The organism is Cyanobium sp. Cruz-8D1 (genome assembly GCF_024345975.1).
Classification (GTDB): domain Bacteria; phylum Cyanobacteriota; class Cyanobacteriia; order PCC-6307; family Cyanobiaceae; genus Cyanobium.
The window spans coordinates 31709-51924 of record NZ_JAGQCD010000014.1 but is presented as its reverse complement, the minus strand read 5'-3'; the positions used below and the strand labels follow the sequence as shown (position 1 = coordinate 51924).

Below are 20216 nucleotides of genomic sequence, written 5' to 3'. Positions count from 1 at the left end.
GGGTAGGATCGTCTCAATCGCCTGTCTGGAGCCCATGATCCCGATCGTCATCGAGGAGTCGGGTCGCGGTGAAAGAGCCTTCGACATCTATTCCCGCCTGCTGCGGGAGAGGATCATCTTTCTCGGAGAACCGGTCACAGCCGAATCCGCCAACCGTGTGGTGGCCCAGTTGCTGTTTCTGGAAGCGGAGGATCCCGAAAAAGATATCTTCCTGTACGTCAATTCCCCGGGAGGTTCTGTTTACGACGGCCTCGGCATCTTCGACACCATGCAGCACATCAAACCTGATGTGCAGACCGTTTGCGTGGGCCTGGCGGCCAGCATGGGCGCCTTTCTGCTCTGCGCTGGAGCCAAGGGCAAGCGCAGCAGCCTGACCCATTCGCGGATCATGATCCATCAGCCCCTGGGTGGGGCCCGGGGCCAGGCCAGCGACATCCGCATTCAGGCCGACGAAATCCTGTATCTCAAGGACAAGCTCAACAGGGAGCTGGCCAGCCGCACCGGACGCGATCTTGAGCAGATCCAGATCGACACCGATCGGGACTTCTTCATGTCCCCGGCCGAAGCGATGGCCTACGGCCTGATCGACAAGGTGATCGAGAAGCGGCCCATCCGTCCGGTCTGAGCCTGCAGGGCTGCCAAAGCCGGCTGAATCAATCACAAAAAAGGCCTGCGTGAGCAGGCCTTTTGCATGGGGATCCGGAATCCAGCTTCAGGAAGCTTCGGCTGGATCAGCCACAGCGGTTTCCTGGTGGCTAGCGGTTGCCAGATCAGCAGCCGTGAGCAGGGGGGAGAAACGGTCCTTGTCGGGAATGGCGGCAAACTCTGAGACGATCAGCCGGAACTCATCACCATCGAGACTTTCCTTCTCGATCAGCAGCTCCACCAGCCTGTCCATGCAGGCGCGATGCTCGGCCACCAACTTGACGGTGTCGGTGTAACAGCCCTGGACGATGTGCCGAACGGCTGCATCGATCTTGTGGGCGATGGCATCGGAAACATCGCTGCGGGTCATCAGGTCGCGGCCCAGAAACACCTCCTGGTTGCCAGCCTCCAGGGACATCGGACCCAGCTCGCTCATGCCGAAGCGGGTGACCATCTGCCGAGCCATGGAGGCCACCTGCTGAATGTCACCGCCGGCACCGGTGGTGACTTCCGAATGGCCGAAGACCACGTCCTCCGCGGCCCTGCCGCCGAGGGCTCCCATGATGCGGGCCCGCAGCTGGGCCCGGCTCACCAGCATCTGCTCTTCATCGGGGGCAAACCAGGTGAGGCCCTGGGCCTGGCCCCTGGGAATCAGGGTGACTTTCTGGACGGGGTCGTGCTGCTTCACCAGGGTGCCCACCAGGGCGTGGCCCACTTCGTGATAAGCGATCAGCCGTTTGCTGCGGCCGTCGGTGAGCGGCTTGCCCTCCATCCCGGCAATGATCCGATCCACGGCGTCGTCGATCTCCGCCAGGCCGGTGGCCTCCTTGCGCCGCCTTGCGGTGAGGATCGCCGCCTCGTTGAGCAGGTTGGCCAGATCGGCCCCTGTGAAACCAGGGGTGCGGCGGGCCACCATCTCCAGAGAAACATCATCGGCCAGTTTCTTGTTGCGGCTGTGCACCTTCAGGATCGAGAGGCGTCCCTTGATGTCTGGGGCATCCACCTGGACCTGGCGATCGAAACGGCCCGGACGCATCAGGGCTGAATCGAGAACATCAGGGCGGTTGGTGGCCGCGATGATGATGATGCCGCTGTTGCCCTCAAACCCGTCCATCTCGGTGAGGAGCTGGTTGAGGGTCTGTTCGCGCTCGTCGTTGCCGCCGCCGATGCCGGCACCACGCTGACGACCGACGGCGTCGATCTCATCGATGAAGATCAGGCAAGGGCTGTTCTCCTTGGCCCGCTTGAAGAGGTCGCGGACGCGGCTGGCGCCGACACCCACGAACATCTCCACGAATTCCGAGCCTGACAGGGAAAAGAAGGGCACGCCGGCCTCACCGGCGATGGCCTTGGCCAGCAGGGTCTTGCCGGTGCCGGGGGGGCCCACCAGCAGCACACCGCGGGGGATCTTGGCACCCACGGAAGTGAAACGCTCTGGGGTCTTCAGGAAGGTCACCACTTCCTGCAGGTCCTGTTTGGCTTCCTCAACGCCGGCCACATCATCAAACTTGACGCCGGTTTCCGCTTCCATCGCGAAACGGGCCTTGGTTTTGCCGAACTGCATCGCCTGGCCAGGCCCGCCGGGCATGCCGGAGGAGCGCCGGGCCAGGAAGATCAGGGATCCGATCAGCAGCAGGGGGAACAGCAGGTTGCCCAGCAGGCCCAGGGCGGGCGGAGTGGCTTTGGGGGGGTGGACATCGAAGCTGATGCCCTGATCCTTGAGCTTGTTGATCAGCTCGGGGGCAACACCGGGAAGGTCCACGCGCAGCCGTTGCACCCGGTTATCAAGGTCGGGATCCACCGCTTCGATCACGGCCGTGCGGCCACCGTCGTAGATGTCGACCGCCGTGACCCGGCCCGCTTCGACGTAATCGAGGAAGCGGCCGTAGCTCATCCGGGCCACCGCGGCGTTACGGGGCGAAGTGGTGTCACCGGTGGGCCCGGGCGCCAACCGTCCTCCTGAACTCAGTAACTGCCAGCCCAGGAAGAGGGCCACGGCGACCGGCAACAGCCACAGGGCAAGAACACGCCAGCGCTGATTCATGGTTGTGAAGCTTTTGGACAACCTTAAGAGCGGGGGGTCCGGCTTCGGGAGCCTTCCGGCGTCAAGGTTGACGTCTTCGTCGTCTGGCTCCCGCCCTGCTCAGCTGGCCTGCAGCCAGGGGTTGGCCTCGCTGCCACCCATGGCAGCGTCGGGGACGGGGGCGGCTTCCATGATCAACTCGCGGGACTCGATGGACTCGAGCAGTTCGGGTCCACCGAGACCATGGGTCCAGATTTCCACTTCGCTCCCGGTCGGACAGCGAAAGGTCAGGAGTTCAAAAGGAAAGACGACCCGTTCAAGGAAGAACTGTTCCGGCCCGATGCAGCGCAGGATGATCATGCGATCGGATCCATTCCGGTAGCCGCAATCCACCTGTTCCGTCCTGGCCAACTGTTCCAACACCTTTGTTCGGCGGCTTCCTTACCATCAAGACAGTCCGGCTGTGGGGATTCGGTGACGAAGGCGACGGATTGCCAGTCTTAAGACTTTCTTCTCTTCTCGTTGGTCCCGTGGGTGGCTGGTGCCTCCCCCGTCGTGGCGATGGCGTTGCGGTGGCGTTGCAGATCAAAGGCTCCTCAGGGCCGCGATCGGATCCAGCCGCGCCGCCCGCCGCGCCGGCACCACGCCGAAGAACAGGCCGATCGAACCCGACAGACCCACCGTCAGCAGCACCGTGCTGGCCTCGATCGTGGCGGGCAGCGGGGTGAGGGCCCCAACCAGGGCCACCGTGCCGAGCCCCAGGGCACTGCCGATGACGCCACCGAGGCTGGCGAGCACCAGCGACTCCACCAGGAACTGCAGCAGCACGTCGCTGCTGCGGGCGCCGAGGGCCTTGCGCAGGCCGATCTCCTCGGTGCGTTCGCTCACGGACACCAACATGATGTTCATGATGCCGATCCCTCCCACGAGCAGGGACACCGCACCGATGGCCCCCAGCATCAGGGTGAGGCCGCCGGTGATCGTGCCGACGATGGTGAGGGCATCCTTCTGGGAGCGCACGGCGAAGTCGTCCTCCCGCAGCAGCCGGTGGCGCTGACGCAGCAGGTTGGTGATCTGGAAGGCGGCTGCTCCGGTGCTGGCTTCGTCGCGGGCCTCGACGCTGATGAACGTCAGGCTGATGCCAAACGTTGGATCCCGCCCACTCAGCTGGCTCACCATGGTGGTGAGGGGGATGTAGGCGTTCTCGTCCTGGTTGGAGCCGAACACGGCCCCCTTCGGTGCCAGCACGCCGATCACCTCAAATGATTTGTCGCGGAGGCGCAGCTGGCGCCCCAGGGCTTCCCCGGTTGGCATCAGCTTCTGCTGCAGGTCCGGACCGATCACCACCACGTTGCGGGCCCCCTTCACGTCGCGCGCGTCGATGAAGCGGCCCCGGGCCACCTCGAAACTGCGCACCGGCAGGAACTCGGGGGTCACCCCCGAAACAGAGACCGAGGAGCTGAAGCCGCCGGCCTGGGCCACTTCATTGAGGGTGATCTGGGGCGCGACCCGGCGCACGCTGGGCACCTGCTCAGCGATGGCCTTGGCGTCCTCCAGCACCAGGGTGCGGGGCATCTCGATCCCCTGGCGCCGGGTGTCGTTGTTGCCTGGGACCACGAACAGCACGTTGGCGCCCAGGGTGCTGAGCTGGCTTTCGGCGAGGTTCTGGGCACCCCGACCCACCCCCACCAGGGTGATCACCGAGGCGTTGCCGATGACGATGCCCAACATGGTGAGCAGGCTGCGTAGGCGGTTGGAGCGCAGCGTCAGCAACGCCATGGCCACCGTTTCGCTCAGGGGCAGCTTGGAGGCCATGGCGGCGCAGCCGGAGGGGCTTCGGTTCTAGAGGAACGACGGCACCGCTGAGGGGTGGGTGCTCTGGGGACCTCGGTGCACCACACCGTCCTGCACTTCCAGGGTGACCACCTCCCCCATGCGCAATTCCAGGGTGGCGTTGGCCACACCCACGATCACAGGCACCCCCAGCCGCTCACCGATCACGGCCGCATGGCTCTGGCGACCCTCCTCCTCGGCAATCACCCCACGGGCCTTGCGGATCGCCTCCAGGTAGGCGGCACTGGTTTCGCGCACCACCAGGATCTCGCCGGCCTCCAGGCGGGACGCCTCCTCCGGAGTGCTGGCCAGCCGCACCTTGCCGCTGACCGTGCCGCTGCCGATGCCGACACCGCGGCCCATGACGGCGGAGACGATGCCCACCTTGACCAGGTCGGTGGAGCCGCTCACCCCTTCGAGGGTGCCGGCGGTCTGGACCACCAGATCGCCGGCAGCCAGGAGCCCCTGCTCCTGCGCGGCTGCCATGGCGACGCTGAAGGTGCGGCTGCTGCTCGGCTCGTCGTGGATCAGCAGGGGATTGACCCCCCACACCAGCTGCAGCTGGCGGGCCACGGTGACATCGGAGGTGATCGCCAGGATCGGTGTGCTCGGGCGGAACTTGCTGACGTTGCGCGCCGTGGAGCCGGTCTTGGTGAGGGGCAGGATCGCCGCGGCGTTGAGCTGGCGGGCGATGCTGCTGACCGCCTGGCAGATGGCGTTGGGGATGGTGGTGGCCATGTGGCTGTCCAGTACCCGCTGGGGGTAGTCGCGCTCGATGCGGCGGGCGATCTGATCCATCGTGGCCACGGCTTCGACCGGGAAGTCGCCCACGGCGGTCTCGTTGGAGAGCATCACCGCGTCGGTGCCGTCGAGGATGGCGTTGGCCACATCGCTCACCTCGGCCCGGGTGGGCCGGGGGCAGGAGGCCATCGAATCGAGCATCTGGGTGGCCGTGATGATCGGGATGCCGAGGCTGTTGGCCTTGCGGATCAACTCCTTCTGCAACAGGGGCACCTCCTCAGCGGGCATCTCCACCCCGAGGTCACCCCGGGCCACCATCACCCCGTCGCAGAGGGGAAGGATGGCGTCGATGGCGTCAATCGCCTCGAACTTCTCGATCTTGGCCACCACCGGGGTGTTGTGGCCCTGGCTGCGGATCAGCTCGCGGATCTCGAGCATGTCGGAAGGATTGCGCACGAAGCTGAGGGCCACCCAGTCGACCCCCTGCTGCAGACCGAAGCTCAGGTCGCGGCGGTCCTTGGGGGTCAGGGCCCGGATCGAGAGCTGGACATCGGGGAAGTTGACCCCCTTGTTGTTGGAGAGCACCCCACCCACGGTGACCCTGCACTTGAGGGTCTGTCCGGGGACGTCGACCTCCACCACCACCATCTCCACCCGGCCGTCGTCGAGCAGGATGCGGCTGCCGCAGGCCACCTCATCCGCCAGGCGCTCATAGGTGACCGTGGCGATCGTGTTGTCGCAGTTGACGGCGCGGGAGGTGAGCGAGAACAGATCCCCCTTGGCCAGGGTGATGGGACCGGCCTGGAAGCGGCCCAGGCGGATCTTGGGGCCCTGGAGATCCTGGAGGATGCCGATGTGCACGCCCAGTTCGTGGGCCACCTGGCGGATGGTGGCGATCCGATCGGCGTGGTCGCTGTGGTCGCCGTGGGAGAAGTTGAGACGGAAGGTGGTGGCACCGGCGGCGATCAGCTGCCGCAGTACCTCTGGTGACTCGGTGGCGGGTCCGATCGTGGCCACGATCTTTGTGCGACGCATCAGATCGTGAGGGGCCATGGGTCGACCGTGTACAGGGCCGGAAACTACCATCCGGACTTGCCCGGAGCGAGCTTGGAATGGACTTTCAGGACTACCAGACCCGCTCCCGTGAGACGGCGCGCTACCCGGATATCGGGGCCAACATCCTTTACCCCACGCTGGGGTTGTGCGGCGAGGCCGGCGAGGTGGCCGACAAGGTGAAGAAGGTGCTGCGGGACCGGGGCGGCGACTTCGGCCCCGACGTCCGCGACGACCTGCGGCTGGAGCTGGGGGACGTGCTCTGGTACGTGGCCCAGCTGGCCACGGAGCTGGGGCTCGATCTCGACGACGTGGCGGGCGCCAATCTGGCCAAACTGGCCAGTCGCGCGGACCGTAACGTGATCGGAGGCAGCGGCGATCGGCGGTGAAACAGCGAAGATCCCTCGCGACGCGTTTCGCCCGGCTGGCCTCCGGCCTGCTTCTGGGGCTGTTGCTTCTGCTCTCTGGCCCCGCCTCAGCGGCCGCCACCGACCTGAAGGTGTCGGAGGTGGTGCTCGAGCCCTGCCCCGCCGGTGATCAGGGCACGCAGCCGGAGCTGGCCCGCCCCAGTGGCGCCAGTTGCTGGGCCTTGCGGGGTGTCGTGGTGAACCCTGGGGCCAAGGCCGTCATGGACACCGATGTCTTCGGGCTGATCCTCGATGCCAGCGGTGAGCCGGTGCTGCCCAACCGCACCCGGGTGGGCTCGATCGGCGACGTGCCGCCTGGACGCTCCAACTTCGCCCTGCGGCTGGCGGTGCCGGCGGGCACCCCCGGCCCGCTTGGTACCCGCAGTGTCAAGGCAAGGGGATTCAGCTCCCCGGTGCGAACCCGGGCCGGGGTGGACGATGAACTTCTGCCCCTGGAAGAGGCCTTGGGCGCCTCCGACGATCTGTCCGCTCAGTAGGGCAGGCCGCCGGAGGAGAGGGTGGCGATCGCGGCCCCCAGCAGGCTCTGGGCCAGCTGCAGGGCGATGAAGGCCACCAGGGCCGACAGATCCAGCCCACCCAGGGGCGGAATCAGGCCCCGGAAGGCGTTGAGATACGGGTCGGTGATGGCGCTGACGCTGGAGAGCACCGGGTTGCTCCAGTCGAGGTTGGGGAACCAGCTCAGCAGCACCCGGACCAGCAGCACCAGGAGGTAAATGCTGAGGGTCTGGGCCAGCACCTGGAGCAGGAAAACGAGGATATTCATAGAAGAGGTCGAGGGGGTGGGGCTGCAACCGCCAGCCAACTCTATGGATCCGCTTCATCCTCGGGCGTCAGCGGGCTCGCGTCTGTCTCGGCGGCCGCCAGACGCGAGCCCAGGGCCGCCAGGTCGTCCGCCTTCAGCGAGAAGGTGCGGTGGAACTTCTCGCTCAGGCTGAGCCAGTAGGAACGCCCGTCACTCTGGCGACGTCGTTCGATGAAGTCCTGGGCCAGCAGCTCCTTGATGTGCTCGTAGGCCCCCGAGCCGCGTAGCTCCACCAGTTCCGACTGCAGCAGCCGCTTCTTGAGGGCGATGGTGGCCAGGGTGCGCAGGGAGGCGATCGACAGATCCACCGGCAGCAGATTCTGCACCAGATCCCCCAGGCCCGCGCGCAGCTGCAGCGCATAGCGCTGACCGTCCTGGTGGATCTCCAGGGCGGTGTCCCGGTGGGCGTAGTCGGCCATCAGGGTGATCAGGGCCAGCTCGGTGGCGTCCCGTTCGATGCCGGCGATGCTGGCCAGTTCCCCCAGCTCCAACGGCCGCCCCTTGAGGTACAGGATCGCTTCCAGCCGTGCCGGCAGGGACAGTCCGCAGAAGGGTTCGGGTTCAGCCATGGGAACAGCCGGCACGGTCTGGCGAAAGGGACTGTCCCACCTCCCCCAGGAACAGCCGGTAGGCGGGGTTGTGGGTCTCCTCCCAGTGCTGGTAAGGGAGATCGGCGAGGAAGGCCTGCCAGTCCTCCAGCTCCGCCGGCGGCACCTGCACCCCCACCACGATGCGCCCCACGTCGGCACCGTGGTTGCGGTAGTGAAAGATGCTGATGTTCCAGTTGGGATGCAGGGCGCTCACGAAGGCCATCAGGGCCCCGGGTCGCTCCGGGAACACGAAGCGATAGAGGCGCTCTTCCCCCTGGTTCAGGGCTGAACCGGCACTGGCCGGCAGCCGTCCGCCCACCATGTGGCAGAGATGCAGCTTGGCCAGCTCGTCGCCGCTGAGGTCGAGGCAGGGGAAGCCGTGGGCCTCCAGGGCCTCCATCAACCGGCGGGTGTCCTGGTGGCCGCTGATCTGCACCCCCACGAAGATGTGGGCCAGCTGGGGGTCGGCGAGGCGGTAGCTGAACTCGGTGAGGCTGCGCTGGCCGAGGACGGCGCAGAACCGCGCCAGGCTGCCGGGTTGCTCCGGGATCTCCACCGCCAGCAGGGCTTCGCGCTCCTCGCCCAGCTCGGCCCGTTCGGCCACAAAGGCCAGCCGGTCGAAGTTCATGTTGGCGCCGCAGGCCACCGCCACCAGCGTCCGGTCGCGTAGGTGCCGCTGCGCCACGTCCTTCTTCATGCCCGCCACCGAGAGGGCGCCGGCCGGCTCCAGAATCGAGCGGGTGTCCTCGAAGACATCCTTGATGGCGGCGCAGATCTCATCGGTGTCCACCGTGACCATGCGGTCGACGCAGCGCTGGGCCAGGGCGAAGGTGTGCTCCCCCACCTGGCGCACGGCGACGCCATCGGCGAACAGGCCCACCTGGTCGAGCCGCACCCGCCGGCCTGCGGCCAGCGAACGGGTCATGGCATCGGCATCGCTGGGCTCGACGCCCACCAGCTCCACCTGGGGCCAGAGGCTCTTGACATAGGCGCCGATGCCAGCGATCAGCCCGCCGCCACCCACCGCCACGTAGATGACATCGGGGGGATCGGAGCACTGGCGCAGGATCTCCAGGCCGATCGTGCCCTGGCCGGCGATCACGTCCGGGTCGTCGAAGGGATGGATGAAGGTGAGTCCCCGCTGCCGCTGCAGGCGGTGGGCTTCCTCGCAGGCCTCGTCGTAGGTATCGCCATGCAGCACCACTTCGGCCCCCCGGGCCGCCACCGAGCGCACCTTCATCTCGGGTGTGGTGATCGGCATCACGATCACGGCGGTGCAGCCGAGCCGCTGGGCGGCCAGGGCCACCCCCTGGGCATGGTTGCCGGCGCTGGCGGCGATCACCCCCCGGTCGAGCTCCGAGCGCTCCAGGCCCACCATTTTGTTGTAGGCGCCGCGCAATTTGAAGCTGAACACGGGCTGGAGATCCTCCCGCTTGAGCAGCACCTGGTTGAGCAGCCGGCGGGAGAGGTTGGGGGCGGGATCGAGGGGGGATTCGATGGCCACGTCGTACACCCGGGCCCGCAGGATCCGCTGCAGGTAGGCGGTCGCCTCAGGGAAGGCGTCGTCGTGGTCGGCCAAGGTCATGGCCCCAGTGTCGCAACCCGACCCTGGAACGGTGGCGTTCGCCGCCGTGGGTCGGAGCGAACCCCGTAGATTGGCCATCTGGAAGCAAGGAAGGGCATGCATCTGAGCGAGCTGAGCCATCCGAATCAGCTGCACGGCCTGAGCACCGCTGAACTCGAGGCCATGGCTCGCCAGATCCGCGAGAAGCACCTGGAGGTGGTGTCCACCAGTGGTGGGCACCTGGGTCCGGGGCTGGGGGTCGTTGAACTCACCCTGGCCCTTTATCAAACCCTCGACCTCGACCACGACCGGGTGGTGTGGGATGTGGGCCACCAGGCCTATCCCCACAAGCTGGTCACCGGTCGCTACAAGGATTTCCACACCCTGCGCCAGCAGGGCGGTGTGGCGGGCTATCTCAAGCGCAGCGAGAGCCGCTTCGACCACTTCGGCGCCGGCCACGCCTCCACCAGCATCTCGGCGGCCCTGGGCATGGCCCTGGCCCGCGACCGCCGCGGCGAGGACTTCAAATGCGTCGCCGTGATCGGCGATGGGGCCCTCACCGGTGGCATGGCCCTGGAGGCGATCAACCATGCCGGCCACCTGCCGCGCACCAAGTTGCTGGTGGTGCTGAACGACAACGACATGTCGATCTCAGCGCCGGTGGGGGCCCTCTCCACCCACCTCAACCGCATGCGGCTCAGCAAGCCGGTGCAGTTTCTCTCCGGCAGCGCCGAGGAGGCGGTGAAGCACCTGCCCTTCCTGCACGGAGAACTGCCCACCGAGCTCAAGACGCTCAAAGAGAGCATGAAGCGGCTGGCGGTGCCCAAGGTGGGCGCCGTGTTCGAGGAGCTGGGCTTCACCTATGTGGGTCCGATCGACGGCCACGACATTCCCGAGATGGTGCGCACCTTCCAGGCGGCCCACCGCTGTGAGGGCCCGGTGCTGGTGCATGTGGCGACCACCAAGGGCAAGGGCTATCCCTATGCCGAAGCCGACCAGGTGGGCTACCACGCCCAGTCGGCCTTCGACCTGGCCACCGGCAAGGCCTATCCCTCCAGCAAGCCCAAGCCGCCCAGCTGGAGCAAGGTGTTCGGCCAGACCCTCGTCAAGATCTGCGAGCAGGATTCCAGGGTGGTGGGCATCACCGCCGCCATGGCCACCGGCACGGGCCTGGATCTGCTGGAGAAGGCGCTGCCCCAGCAGTACTTCGATGTCGGCATCGCCGAGCAGCATGCCGTCACGATGGCGGCGGGCATGGCCTGTGAGGGCCTGCGGCCGGTGGTGGCCATCTACAGCACCTTCCTGCAGCGCGCCTACGACCAGCTCATCCATGACGTGGGCATCCAGAAGCTGCCGGTCACCTTCGTGCTCGACCGGGCCGGCATCGTCGGTGCCGACGGCCCCACCCACCAGGGCCAGTACGACATCAGCTATCTGCGGGCTGTGCCGAATTTCACGGTGATGGCCCCGAAGGACGAAGCCGAACTGCAGCGCATGCTGGTCACCTCCATCGCCCACGACGGCCCCTGTGCCATCCGCATCCCCCGGGGGGAAGGGGAAGGGGTGCCCCTGATGGACGAGGGCTGGCAGCCCCTGGAGATCGGCCGCGGTGAGCTGCTTGCCGACGGCGACGACGTGCTGATCGTCGCCTACGGCGCCATGGTGGCTCCCGCGATGGCCACCGCCGGCCTGCTCCAGGAGAAGGGACTGCGGGCTGCCGTCGTGAATGCCCGTTTCCTGCGGCCCCTTGATGAGGCCCTGATCCTGCCCCTGGCGCGCCGCATCGGCCGGGTCGTGACCATGGAGGAAGGCGCCCTTCCCGGTGGCTTCGGCGCCGCCGTGGTGGAAACGCTCAACGACCACGAGCTGGCCATCCCCGTCCTGCGCATCGGCATCCCGGACGTGCTGGTCGACCACGCCAGTCCCGAGCAGAGCAAGGAACGCCTGGGCCTCACCCCCGCCCAGATGGCCGATCGCATCCACCAGCGCTTCGGCCCTGTCTTTCGCGCCACCGTCCCCACCGCCCTTGCCGTCTGAGTCGTCCCTCCGCTGCCAGGTGCTGGTGGTGGGGGCCGGTCCGGCCGGCGGAGACCTGGCTCGGCGTCTGGCCCTTCAGGGGGTGGACGTTGTCCTGGTGGACCGCCTTTCCGACCTGAGCCGCTCCGCCTTCAGCAGCGCCGCCCTGCCGATCGAAACCATGGAAGCCTTCGGCCTGCCGGCGGAGGTGGTGGGCAGCCGCTGGCGGCAATGGCAGTTGATCGGGCCCGGCAGCGCCAGCCGTTCCTGGGCCTCGCCCCAACCCCTGGGGGTGGTGCTCGATTTCGGTGCCCTGCGCCACTGGCAGGCCGACCAGTGCCGTCGCTGGGGCGGGCGGGTGCAGCTGGGGCTGCATGCCTGCTCCAGCCACCAGGAGGGCGAGCGGATGGTCACGGTGCTGCGCCGCAGCGATGGCCGCACGCTGCGCGTCAGCAGCGACTGGACCGTGGATGCCAGCGGCCAGGCGCGGGCCCTGCTGGGGGATCCACCTCCGGCGCAACGGCCGCGGGATGGGCTGGTGGGGGCCGCCGGCCTGGAGTGGTTGCTGCGGGTGTCCCCCGCCTGCTGGGAGCGCTGGGCCGATCGGCTCAGTTTCTGCCTCGGCAGCGACTGGGTGCCCCAGGGCTACGGCTGGATCTTTCCGATGCAGCCGGGGGTGCTGAAGCTCGGGGTGTGCCGGCTGCTGGATCCCCAGCGCCAGCAGCCTCCCCTGGGGGGCCTGATCACGGAGCTGGGCCGGCGCCTGCTGGAGCCCGGAACGGGTGGGGCGGCCTTTGAAGTCCTCGACCGCCATGGCGGACTGGTGCGCAGCACGATCCGCCGCCGCGAACTCCATCAACGGGGCCGTCTGGTGGGACTGGGCGACGCGGTCAGTACCGCCAACCTGCTGGGCGGCGAAGGCATCCGCCACGCCCTCAGCAGCAGCGCCGTGCTGGCTCCCCTGCTGCAACAGGCCCTGGCAGCGTCTGGGGGACAGGCTTCGGCGCAACGGGCGCTGCAGGATTACGCGCCCCAGCTGAGGCGAGCGTTGGGTTGGCGCTGGTCCCTCAGTGGCCGGCTGGCGCGCCGCACCTGGCTCGGCCTGCACGGGCCCCAGGCCGATGGACGTCTCGACCAGGTGCTGAAGGGGCTGGAACGCCGCAGGGCGGAGGATCTCTCGGCCCTGCTGTTCGGCTATCGCTTCGAGCGCTACGGCCTCAGGGCCATGCCGTACCTGCTCGGCTGGCGCTGAAGTCCGGCCTGCGCCGAAAGCTCAGAGGACGCCGCGGGAGGCCAGACCCAGGATCGCGCCCATGCCGAGGATGTGACCCAGGCTGGTGGTGCCGAGCATGGCGCCGTGGCTGAAGCCACCGAAGAAGGAGTTGTTGGGCAGCTGCAGGCCGACGTTCTGCTGCTGGATGGTGGCCTTGCCGATGGCGATGGCGATGACGTTGCAGACGATCATGACCAGGGCCACCTTGGGAGACCAGCTGATCGACGCGGGAGCCATGGCCAGGAGGGGAGCGATCATGATGCACTTGCTGACGCCCCATCTTCCGGGTCAGGGCGCGCTGTGCCCCGCCCCCTTAAGACTTGTTCACCTGGGGCCGTCGGGTGGCTCCTGTTTCTCGGCCTGCTGCGGCAGAAATCCCAGCAGCACCACCAGGTTGCTCAGGGTCAGGAACGCTTCGGCGCCACCGTGGAGGGGATCCACATCCGCCAGTTGCTTGCCGTAGGCCAGCTGGGCCACAACGGCGGCGGCAATGGTCACGGCCACGAACAGCAGGGTCAGCTGGAACCCCCGCAACGCCAGCCGCGGAAAGGCCCGCACCTTCTGGGCCCACCACAGAAACGCCAGGTAGGGCAGCAGCGAGAGCACGAAAAACGGTGCCGGATCCACGCTGCCGAGGCGCTCAAACCAGTCGGCCAGGGGCAGGCTCACGGGGTCCCGTCCTCCGGGTCCAGCCGCTGCAGGCGCAACAGATTCCAGGCGGCCAGGGCCAGGGCCCCGTTGCCCAGGGCGGTGAGGCCGGCCTGCAGGACCACCAGCCCCTTGAGGGCCTCGCTGTTGTCGAACAGATGCCAGGTGCAGGCGGCCATGGCGCTCACCAGGGCCGGCACCATGGCCAGGGCCAGCCAACGCCAGCCCCCTTCTCGCCGCAGCCGCCCGTAGGCCTGTACGGCCAGGATCGCCAGCATCCACTCGAGCACCGAGGTGATGTGGATCCACCAGGTGGGCAGCGACAGCGCGTGCATGGGGAAAGCCTGGTGCGATCCGTAATGTACGGAGCCGGAACCACCGCTGCGTCGGATGCGTGCACTGATCTGCGGGTACTACGGCGAGCACAACCTCGGCGATGACGCCCTGCTGGCGGTGCTGCTGGACCAGCTCCCCGCCAGCTGCCACCCGGTGGTCACGGCCCATGACCAGGCTCTTGTCCGCAAGCAGTTCGGGGTCGAGACCACCGACCGGCGCCGGCTCGGGGCGGTGCTGGCGGCCCTCGGCCGCTGCCAGGCCCTGGTGCTCGGCGGCGGCAGCCTGCTCCAGGACGTCACCAGCTTCCAGAGCCTGCTGTATTACGGCGCCCTGATGCTGGCGGCTCGGCTCCGGGGCCAGCCCGTGATCCTCTGGGGCCAGGGCCTGGGTCCCCTGCGCCGCCGCCGCAGCCGCATCCTGGTGCGGGGCTTGCTGCCCCTGGCCACGGCGATCAGCTGGCGGGATGCCGCCTCCGCCTCCCAGGCGCGGGCCTGGGGGGTGGAGGCCCCCGTCGTCGGCAGTGATCCGGTCTGGGCCCTGGCCGCCCAGGGCTGGAGCGGCCGTGGCGGAGCGATCGTGCTCTGCTTCCGGCCGGTGCACCAGCTCAGCGGGGCGGCCTGGACGCCTTATCTGCAGGCCCTCGAACAGCTGGCGCTGGCGGCCGACCGGGAGGTGCTCTGGCTGCCCTTCCATCAGGACCAGGACCGGGGCCTGCTGGCGAGCCTCACCCAGCAGGGTCTGGTGGGCGAGGCCCTCGCCCGCCGCAGCCGGGAGCTGCTGGTGCAGACCCCCGAAGAGGCCATGGAGGCCTTCCGCCAGGCGTCTCTGGTGCTGGCCATGCGCCTGCATGGGCTGATCCTGGCGGCGTTGGCCGGCAGCCCCTGCGCCGCCCTCAGCTACGACCCCAAAGTGGCCGCTGCCGCCGCGGCGATCGGCTGCCCCTGCCAGGAGCTCGACGCCCCGCCGCCCGAATCTCTCCAGGCCACCTGGGCCGCCGCGCTCGACACGCCGCCGGATTCCAGCGGCATCGCCGCCCTGCAACGGGGCAGCCAGGTGCACCGGGGGATGCTGGCCGCTCTGGCTGTCTGACGTCCGCCCGGGGGGCTTCAGTCGGGCCGCCGCAGCTCGGCCTGGTCGAGGCGACGCCCCTGGCCATGGATGCAGCGCTGCACGCCGTAGCGGCGGAACAGGGGCATGAGCCGGGCCATGGCGGCCAGGGGACGTTGCCGCTGCCGCTGTCGCCGGTGGCCAGGAAGGGCAGCAGCGGCTCCAACCAGGGCCAGGAGCTGCCGGCGCCGGATCACAGCACCGTCTCCCCCTGCAAGCGGATCAGCTCCGCCAGCACCTCCTGGCTGTGGCCGGAGGGCCTGACCGCCACCCAGCTCGCCCGCAGCACCCCGTCCGGATCAATCAGGAAGCTGTGGCGGGCCGAGAAGGGGGCCATCCAGGAGCCATAGCGCCGGCTGACGACACCGCCGGGATCGGAGAGCAGCGGGTAAGCCAGGCCCTCGCTGCCACAGAACGACAAGTGGGCCTCGGCGTCGTCGGCACTGACGCCCACCACTTCGGCCTTCCGGGCGTGGAAGTTGGCCAGATCCCGCTGAAACCCACGGGCCTCCAAGGTGCAGCCGCTGGTGAAATCCTTGGGGTAAAAGTAAAGGGCGACCCAGCGGCCGCCGAAGTCTGCTGTGGCCAGATGGGTCTGCCGCACCGCCCCGTCGGGGCCCGGGGCTACACCGTCGAGATCAAAGACCGGGGCTGGTTGGCCGACCTCTGGCAGGGTCCCGCCCATGGCCCCAGCTCGGGCTGGACGGATCAGAAGCCCGATGCCGGTCAGAACGGCTCCGCCCAAAAACGTACGACGCTCCACGAACTTGCTGTCATCAGGGCAGGACCCTAGCGATGCTGGCGACTTGGCCCGTGGAGGGGGATCAACAGGGGCTCAGATCTTGGCCAGGTTGACGCCCAGTTCCTTGGCGTAGGCGCCGAGGCCTTTTTTCTGGATGGTTTTCAGGGCCTTGGTGGACACGCGCAGCTTGATGAAGCGCTTGCCTTCGGCCCACCACAGCCGACGCTCCTGCAGATTCACCTGCTGCAGCTTTTTGGTGCGCACGTGGGAATGGCTGACGGCCATGCCGTTGTTGGCGCGCTTGCCGGTGAGCTGACAGACCCGGGACATGACGTTGTGACGACGGTGAACAATGCAGGCCTGAGCCAGTTTGAGAGTTTAACAAATGGGGCACAACCACACCCGTGGGCCCATCAGGGAGCGAGTCTGGCGCCGCTCTGGGGATCAAACCAGAGCTCGTGCTGCCGCTGCCAGCTCAGGCGCGGTTCGGGGGGTGTCGGCGCCTCCGGGGCGGTGAGCACCCGCAGGGTGCCCCACGGGCTGTCGAGCCAGAGGAGTTGCTGGTGGCCCCACCATTCGCGGCGCAGCAACCGGGCCGCCACCGCACCGTTGTCGCCGAGTTCCAGGTGCTCGGGCCGCAGGCCGAGTTGGCGCCCGGGCTCGATCGCCAGCAGGTTGATCGCCGGCCGGCCCAGAAAGGAGGCCACGAATCGGTTGGCGGGGTTGGTGTACAGCTCCCGCGGGCTGCCCACCTGCTGCAGACGGCCGGCCTCGAGCAGGGCGATGCGGTCGGCCATGCCCACGGCCTCCTGCTGGTCGTGGGTCACGTAGATCACCGGCTGCTCGCGGCCACACAGGAGCCGCCGCAGTTCCGGCCGCAGCTCCTCCCGCAGCTGGGCGTCGAGGTTGCTCATGGGTTCATCGAGCAGCACGATCCGCGGATCCCGCAACAGGGCGCGGGCCAGGGCCACCCGCTGGCGCTGGCCGCCGGAGAGCTGGGCGGGCCGGCGCTGGCGCAGCTCCCCGAGCTGGAGCAGCTCAAGGGTGGCGTCGATGCGCCGCTGGCGTTCGCGGGGTGCCATGCCGCGCACCTTCAGGCCCAGCTCCAGGTTGCCGGCCACGCTCAGGTGGGGGTAGAGGGCATAGCTCTGGAACACCATCGCCACCTGTCGTTCGCCGGGGCCCCGCTCGCTGAGATCCTCCCCGTCCAGCAGCACCTGACCGCCACTGGCCGGATCCAGCCCCGCCACCAGGCGCAGGGTGGTGGATTTGCCGCAGCCGCTGGGTCCGAGAAGGGCCACACACTCGCCGGGGGCGACGTGCAGATCGAGGCGATCCAGCAGGCGCCGGTCCCCCACCTGCCGGCACAGCTGCCGTAGCTCCAGACCGGCGCCGGCGTTGGGGCTCATCCCTTCACCGCCCCACGGGTGAGGCCCGAGACGATCGACCGCTGGGCCAGCAACACCAGCAGCAGCAGGGGCAGGCTGCCCAGCACGGTGGCAGCGGCGAAGGCTCCGTAGGGGATGGTGAACACCGAGCCGCCACCGATCCGGGCGATGGCGATCGGCAGGGTGAGCAGATCGTTGCGACTGATCCAGGTGAGGGCGATGGCGTACTCGTTCCAGCTGGCCAGGAACACCAGGATCGCCGTGCTGGCCAGGGCCGGCCCGAGCAGCGGCAAGAGCACGTGTTTCAGGCGCTGGCCGAGGTTCAGGCCCTCGAGCCGCGCCGCATCCTCCAGCTCCGGGGGGAGGTCGGCGAAAGCGGCCCGCAGCAGCAGCACGGCCAGGGGCAGGGACAAGGCCGTGTACGGCAGGCTGAGGCTGAGCAGGTTATTGGCCAGGCCGAAGCTTCGGGCGATCTCCAGCAGCGCCAGGAACAGCAGCACGGTGGGGAACATGGCCGCTGCCACCAGAGCCAGGCCCACCCCCCAGCGCACGGGGCCCCGTTCCTTGTGCAAGCCGTAGGCGCAGGGCACCGCCAGCAGCAGGGTGAGCACGGTGGTGACCAGCCCCACCAGGGTGCTGTTGGCCAGGTAGCGCCAGAAAGGGGGGTCGCCGGAGAGCACCAGCTGGTAATTGGCCAGCGTCCAGGGATTGCCGTCGAGCAGCGGCGCCACCAGGGCCTCCGGCCGCAGCAGGGAGGTGCGCAGCTGCCAGAGCAGGGGGCCCAGGCTCCAGAGCAGCACCAGCAGCCTCATGCCGGCCGCCCCGAGGTGCGCTCCAGGCCAGCGCGCCGCAGCAGCAGCCAGCCGCCGCCGAGCAACACCAGCAACAGCAGGAAGGTGGCGAGCATCACGGTGCTGGCGTAGCCGAAGTCGAGGAAGCGCATGGCATTGAGGTAGGCATAGAGGGCCAGGCTCTCGGTGCTGCCGGCCGGCCCACCGCCCGTGAGCACCTGGATCAGGTCAAACACGCCCAGGGCCTGGGCGAGCCGGAACAGCAGGGCCAGGCTGAGGTAGGGCACCAGCAGGGGCAGGGTGAGGCGGCGCAGGATCTGCAGGCGGCTGGCCCCCTCCAGGCGCAGGGCCTCCTCCAGGTCCAGCGGAATCGTCTGCAACCCCGCCAGGAGAAGCAGGGCCACGAACGGCATGGTCTTCCAGACATCCGCCAGCACCACAAAAAACCAGGTGGTGGCTGGGGTGGAGAGGAAGCCGTAGCTGCTGCCGCCCAGGGAGCGGATGGCGGCGTTGAGCGGACCGTGGGGATCGTTGAGGATCCAGCGCCAGCCCAGGGCCATCACCGTGGTGGGCAGGGCCCAGGGCAGCAGGGTGAGGGCCCGCAGGGGTCCCCGGCCCCGCAGGGGGCGGTGCAGCAGCAGGGCCAGGGCCAGACCCCCCACCAGTTCCAGGGCCACCGATACGAGGGCGAAGCGCAGGGTCTGGACCGCATCCGTCCAGAAACGGGCGTCATCGAGCAGCCGCCCCCAGTTGGCGCCGCCATTCGGCACGGGCACCAGGCCGGTGAGCACCGAGCTGGCATGGAGGCTCAGCCAGGCGTAGCGCAGCAGGGGGTAAAGGAACACCGCTGCCAGCAAGAGCAGGGCCGGCAGCATCAGCAACGTGGTCCCGCGTTTGTTCATCAGCCTGGCGCTGCAGGGGTCGGGCTTCCCGCCAGCGAGCGCAGCACCTGCTGGCTCTGGCGTTGGGCGGTGGCCATGGTCTGGTCGGGCCCCGCCTGGCCGGTGAGCATGCCGTTCACCTGCCGGGCCAGCAGGTCACTGAGCTGGGCATAGGCGGGCGTGGGCGGCCGCAACTGGGGATGCTGCAGGGCCTGCCGCTGCACCGCCAGCAGCGGGGCGCGGCGTTGCAGGTCCGGGTCGTCATAGAGCTGGCTCCAGGTGGGGGCGTAGCCCTGCTCGATCGCGAGCTGGCGCTGCACAACGGGGCCGGTGAGCCAGCGGATCACCGCCACCGCCTCCTCGGGATGGGGGCTGCCCTTGATCAGGGACAGGCCCCAGGTGCCCAGGGTGCCGCCCCCCTGTTCCCCCGGTGCCCCCACCATGGGCGTGACGCCCACCTTGCCCGCCACCGGCCCCCCGCCCTTCTCGATCTCCCGCCAGGCATAGGGCCAGTTGCGCAGGAAGGCGGCCTCACCGGCGGCAAAGGACTGCAGGGCATCGTTCTCGGCGTAGTTGGCCACCGCCCTGGGGCTGACCCCGTCGCGCAGCAGGGCATCGAGCCAGGAGGCTGCCGCCACCGCCTCCGGACTGTCCAGCTCCGTCCGTGCGGTGGAGCCATTCCACCAGCGGGCGCCGAAGGCCTGCAGCATTTCCACCATCACGCAGCTCAGCCCCTCGTACTGGCGTCCCTGCCAGAGGTAGCCCCAGCGCACCCGGCCGCGGCGCTGCAGATCGCGGGAGATGGCCACCAGCTCCTCGGTATCCCGGGGCGGGCGGGGCATCAGATCGGTGCGCCAGTAGAGCAGGCCCGTGTCGCCGGTGAGCGGCATCCGCCAGAGATGTTCGCCCAGGCCATTGCCGAGGCGGGCGCCGGGCTCCATGGCCGCCAGCAGCTCCGGGCCGAACCAGCGCTCCAACGGCACGAACCAGCCGGCGGCCACGTACTTCGGCAGCCAGCTGACATCCACCAGCAGCAGATCGAAGGGGGCCTCCCCCAGCAACAGGCTGCTGATGGCCAGATCGGAAATGGTCTCCGTGTCGAGGGGGCCGCGGATCACCTCCACCGCCACGCCGGAGTTGCTGGCGTTGAAGCGCGCCACCGGACCGGCCACCGCATCGGCCAGGGGGGCGGGCATCAGCACCCGGATCGGCACCGGCTCCGCCGCGACCGCCTGCACCGCCCTCAGGCCAGTGGCGGACAGCAACACCAGCAGCAGAACCGCGAGCAGCCCGAGGACAGCGGGCTGCCGCCGCAGGCTGGAGAGAAGGGGGCGGGCCGCCATCGGCCAACGTTA

Annotated in this window: 23 protein-coding genes; 6 read left to right on the top strand and 17 right to left on the bottom strand. The window is 68.6% G+C overall.

From position 1 onward, the window contains the following. Window positions 1-34 precede the first annotated feature (34 nt). Window positions 35-625 (top strand): ATP-dependent Clp endopeptidase proteolytic subunit ClpP, encoded by a 591-nt coding sequence (gene clpP / locus KBZ33_RS10400; protein ID WP_216908779.1) that lies wholly within the window; start codon window positions 35-37, stop codon window positions 623-625. Between the two features lie 87 nt (window positions 626-712). Here the strand turns inward: clpP and ftsH are convergent, their stop codons facing one another. The 4 genes from ftsH to pyk form a co-directional block, all read right to left on the bottom strand. Beyond that, window positions 713-2689: an ATP-dependent zinc metalloprotease FtsH gene (gene ftsH / locus KBZ33_RS10395; RefSeq protein ID WP_254952512.1), complete on the bottom strand. Its 1977-nt coding sequence runs from the start codon at window positions 2687-2689 to the stop codon at window positions 713-715. A 99-nt stretch (window positions 2690-2788) separates the two neighbouring features. Further along, the gene (locus KBZ33_RS10390; RefSeq protein WP_255011750.1) at window positions 2789-3061 is read right to left on the bottom strand and encodes a DUF1830 domain-containing protein; all 273 of its coding nucleotides are present in this window, start codon (window positions 3059-3061) and stop codon (window positions 2789-2791) included. 192 nt (window positions 3062-3253) lie between these two features. Continuing rightward, window positions 3254-4483 carry an ABC transporter permease gene (locus tag KBZ33_RS10385; protein ID WP_254952515.1) on the bottom strand — a complete coding sequence of 410 codons (1230 nt, stop codon included), beginning with the start codon at window positions 4481-4483 and terminating at the stop codon, window positions 3254-3256. A 27-nt stretch (window positions 4484-4510) separates the two neighbouring features. Continuing rightward, the gene (pyk, locus tag KBZ33_RS10380) at window positions 4511-6295 is read right to left on the bottom strand and encodes a pyruvate kinase (protein WP_254952516.1); all 1785 of its coding nucleotides are present in this window, start codon (window positions 6293-6295) and stop codon (window positions 4511-4513) included. Between the two features lie 59 nt (window positions 6296-6354). Here pyk and KBZ33_RS10375 point away from each other — a divergent pair, with 59 nt between their 5' ends. Next, window positions 6355-6684 (top strand): nucleoside triphosphate pyrophosphohydrolase family protein, encoded by a 330-nt coding sequence (locus KBZ33_RS10375; protein WP_254952518.1) that lies wholly within the window; start codon window positions 6355-6357, stop codon window positions 6682-6684. After that, window positions 6681-7199, top strand: a complete 519-nt coding sequence (locus tag KBZ33_RS10370; protein ID WP_254952519.1) for a hypothetical protein — start codon at window positions 6681-6683, stop codon at window positions 7197-7199. The genes KBZ33_RS10375 and KBZ33_RS10370 overlap by 4 nt, the downstream gene beginning before the upstream one ends. Here the strand turns inward: KBZ33_RS10370 and KBZ33_RS10365 are convergent. From KBZ33_RS10365 to ilvA, 3 genes are read right to left on the bottom strand one after another with little or no spacing between them, the layout of a single operon-like run. Beyond that, window positions 7193-7486 (bottom strand): YggT family protein, encoded by a 294-nt coding sequence (locus KBZ33_RS10365; RefSeq protein WP_254952521.1) that lies wholly within the window; start codon window positions 7484-7486, stop codon window positions 7193-7195. The genes KBZ33_RS10370 and KBZ33_RS10365 overlap by 7 nt on opposite strands. A 41-nt stretch (window positions 7487-7527) precedes the next feature. Further along, window positions 7528-8094, bottom strand: a complete 567-nt coding sequence (gene scpB, locus KBZ33_RS10360) for an SMC-Scp complex subunit ScpB (RefSeq protein WP_254952522.1) — start codon at window positions 8092-8094, stop codon at window positions 7528-7530. Further along, window positions 8087-9700, bottom strand: a complete 1614-nt coding sequence (gene ilvA / locus KBZ33_RS10355) for a threonine ammonia-lyase, biosynthetic (RefSeq protein ID WP_254952524.1) — start codon at window positions 9698-9700, stop codon at window positions 8087-8089. The genes scpB and ilvA overlap by 8 nt, the downstream gene beginning before the upstream one ends. A 96-nt stretch (window positions 9701-9796) precedes the next feature. Here ilvA and dxs point away from each other — a divergent pair, with 96 nt between their 5' ends. Further along, entirely contained in the window at window positions 9797-11716 is a 1920-nt protein-coding gene (gene dxs / locus KBZ33_RS10350) for a 1-deoxy-D-xylulose-5-phosphate synthase (protein WP_254952525.1), read from the top strand. Then, window positions 11706-12947, top strand: a complete 1242-nt coding sequence (locus KBZ33_RS10345) for an NAD(P)/FAD-dependent oxidoreductase (protein WP_254952527.1) — start codon at window positions 11706-11708, stop codon at window positions 12945-12947. The genes dxs and KBZ33_RS10345 overlap by 11 nt, the downstream gene beginning before the upstream one ends. 21 nt (window positions 12948-12968) lie before the next feature. Here the strand turns inward: KBZ33_RS10345 and psaK are convergent, their stop codons facing one another. The 3 genes from psaK to KBZ33_RS10330 form a co-directional block, all read right to left on the bottom strand. Further along, window positions 12969-13226 (bottom strand): photosystem I reaction center subunit PsaK, encoded by a 258-nt coding sequence (gene psaK, locus KBZ33_RS10340; RefSeq protein ID WP_216908757.1) that lies wholly within the window; start codon window positions 13224-13226, stop codon window positions 12969-12971. A gap of 66 nt (window positions 13227-13292) precedes the next feature. Next, window positions 13293-13637, bottom strand: a complete 345-nt coding sequence (locus KBZ33_RS10335; protein ID WP_254952529.1) for a DUF3593 domain-containing protein — start codon at window positions 13635-13637, stop codon at window positions 13293-13295. After that, the gene (locus tag KBZ33_RS10330) at window positions 13634-13951 is read right to left on the bottom strand and encodes a DUF2499 domain-containing protein (RefSeq protein WP_254952530.1); all 318 of its coding nucleotides are present in this window, start codon (window positions 13949-13951) and stop codon (window positions 13634-13636) included. The genes KBZ33_RS10335 and KBZ33_RS10330 overlap by 4 nt, the downstream gene beginning before the upstream one ends. A 55-nt stretch (window positions 13952-14006) precedes the next feature. On the opposite strand from KBZ33_RS10330, the gene csaB reads away from it, so the two are divergent. After that, window positions 14007-15041: a polysaccharide pyruvyl transferase CsaB gene (csaB, locus tag KBZ33_RS10325; protein WP_254952532.1), complete on the top strand. Its 1035-nt coding sequence runs from the start codon at window positions 14007-14009 to the stop codon at window positions 15039-15041. A gap of 17 nt (window positions 15042-15058) precedes the next feature. On the opposite strand, the gene KBZ33_RS10320 is transcribed toward csaB, so the two are convergent. The 7 genes from KBZ33_RS10320 to KBZ33_RS10290 form a co-directional block, all read right to left on the bottom strand. Beyond that, the gene (locus KBZ33_RS10320) at window positions 15059-15256 is read right to left on the bottom strand and encodes a hypothetical protein (RefSeq protein ID WP_254952533.1); all 198 of its coding nucleotides are present in this window, start codon (window positions 15254-15256) and stop codon (window positions 15059-15061) included. Next, window positions 15253-15822: a peroxiredoxin gene (locus tag KBZ33_RS10315; RefSeq protein WP_396108324.1), complete on the bottom strand. Its 570-nt coding sequence runs from the start codon at window positions 15820-15822 to the stop codon at window positions 15253-15255. Before KBZ33_RS10315 ends, KBZ33_RS10320 begins: the two co-directional genes overlap by 4 nt. Window positions 15823-15894: 72 nt before the next feature. After that, on the bottom strand, window positions 15895-16131 hold the full coding sequence (rpmB, locus tag KBZ33_RS10310; protein ID WP_216903196.1) for a 50S ribosomal protein L28: 237 nt from the start codon (window positions 16129-16131) through the stop codon (window positions 15895-15897). 83 nt (window positions 16132-16214) lie between these two features. Beyond that, complete coding sequence (locus KBZ33_RS10305; RefSeq protein WP_254952537.1) at window positions 16215-17210, bottom strand: ABC transporter ATP-binding protein; 996 nt, start codon at window positions 17208-17210, stop codon at window positions 16215-16217. Beyond that, a complete protein-coding gene (locus KBZ33_RS10300; protein WP_254952539.1) occupies window positions 17207-18001 on the bottom strand; it encodes a carbohydrate ABC transporter permease in 795 nt (264 codons plus the stop codon). The genes KBZ33_RS10305 and KBZ33_RS10300 overlap by 4 nt, the downstream gene beginning before the upstream one ends. Then, a complete protein-coding gene (locus tag KBZ33_RS10295; RefSeq protein WP_254952541.1) occupies window positions 17998-18882 on the bottom strand; it encodes a carbohydrate ABC transporter permease in 885 nt (294 codons plus the stop codon). The genes KBZ33_RS10300 and KBZ33_RS10295 overlap by 4 nt, the downstream gene beginning before the upstream one ends. Continuing rightward, window positions 18882-20204 (bottom strand): extracellular solute-binding protein, encoded by a 1323-nt coding sequence (locus KBZ33_RS10290; protein WP_254952542.1) that lies wholly within the window; start codon window positions 20202-20204, stop codon window positions 18882-18884. Before KBZ33_RS10290 ends, KBZ33_RS10295 begins: the two co-directional genes overlap by 1 nt. Window positions 20205-20216: the final 12 nt, after the last annotated feature.

What these genes read in the sequence shown, in the direction of transcription:
- rpmB (WP_216903196.1), bottom strand. Translation starts at nt 16,131, where the DNA reads ATGTCCCGGGTCTGTCAGCTCACCGGCAAGCGCGCCAACAACGGCATG.
- scpB (WP_254952522.1), bottom strand. Translation starts at nt 8,094, where the DNA reads ATGGCTGAACCCGAACCCTTCTGCGGACTGTCCCTGCCGGCACGGCTG.
- KBZ33_RS10385 (WP_254952515.1), bottom strand. Translation starts at nt 4,483, where the DNA reads ATGGCCTCCAAGCTGCCCCTGAGCGAAACGGTGGCCATGGCGTTGCTG.
- KBZ33_RS10375 (WP_254952518.1), top strand. Translation starts at nt 6,355, where the DNA reads ATGGACTTTCAGGACTACCAGACCCGCTCCCGTGAGACGGCGCGCTAC.
- csaB (WP_254952532.1), top strand. Translation starts at nt 14,007, where the DNA reads ATGCGTGCACTGATCTGCGGGTACTACGGCGAGCACAACCTCGGCGAT.
- KBZ33_RS10330 (WP_254952530.1), bottom strand. Translation starts at nt 13,951, where the DNA reads ATGCACGCGCTGTCGCTGCCCACCTGGTGGATCCACATCACCTCGGTG.
- KBZ33_RS10295 (WP_254952541.1), bottom strand. Translation starts at nt 18,882, where the DNA reads ATGAACAAACGCGGGACCACGTTGCTGATGCTGCCGGCCCTGCTCTTG.
- KBZ33_RS10365 (WP_254952521.1), bottom strand. Translation starts at nt 7,486, where the DNA reads ATGAATATCCTCGTTTTCCTGCTCCAGGTGCTGGCCCAGACCCTCAGC.
- pyk (WP_254952516.1), bottom strand. Translation starts at nt 6,295, where the DNA reads ATGGCCCCTCACGATCTGATGCGTCGCACAAAGATCGTGGCCACGATC.
- KBZ33_RS10290 (WP_254952542.1), bottom strand. Translation starts at nt 20,204, where the DNA reads ATGGCGGCCCGCCCCCTTCTCTCCAGCCTGCGGCGGCAGCCCGCTGTC.
- ilvA (WP_254952524.1), bottom strand. Translation starts at nt 9,700, where the DNA reads ATGACCTTGGCCGACCACGACGACGCCTTCCCTGAGGCGACCGCCTAC.
- ftsH (WP_254952512.1), bottom strand. Translation starts at nt 2,689, where the DNA reads ATGAATCAGCGCTGGCGTGTTCTTGCCCTGTGGCTGTTGCCGGTCGCC.
- clpP (WP_216908779.1), top strand. Translation starts at nt 35, where the DNA reads ATGATCCCGATCGTCATCGAGGAGTCGGGTCGCGGTGAAAGAGCCTTC.
- KBZ33_RS10300 (WP_254952539.1), bottom strand. Translation starts at nt 18,001, where the DNA reads ATGAGGCTGCTGGTGCTGCTCTGGAGCCTGGGCCCCCTGCTCTGGCAG.
- dxs (WP_254952525.1), top strand. Translation starts at nt 9,797, where the DNA reads ATGCATCTGAGCGAGCTGAGCCATCCGAATCAGCTGCACGGCCTGAGC.
- psaK (WP_216908757.1), bottom strand. Translation starts at nt 13,226, where the DNA reads ATGATCGCTCCCCTCCTGGCCATGGCTCCCGCGTCGATCAGCTGGTCT.
- KBZ33_RS10305 (WP_254952537.1), bottom strand. Translation starts at nt 17,210, where the DNA reads ATGAGCCCCAACGCCGGCGCCGGTCTGGAGCTACGGCAGCTGTGCCGG.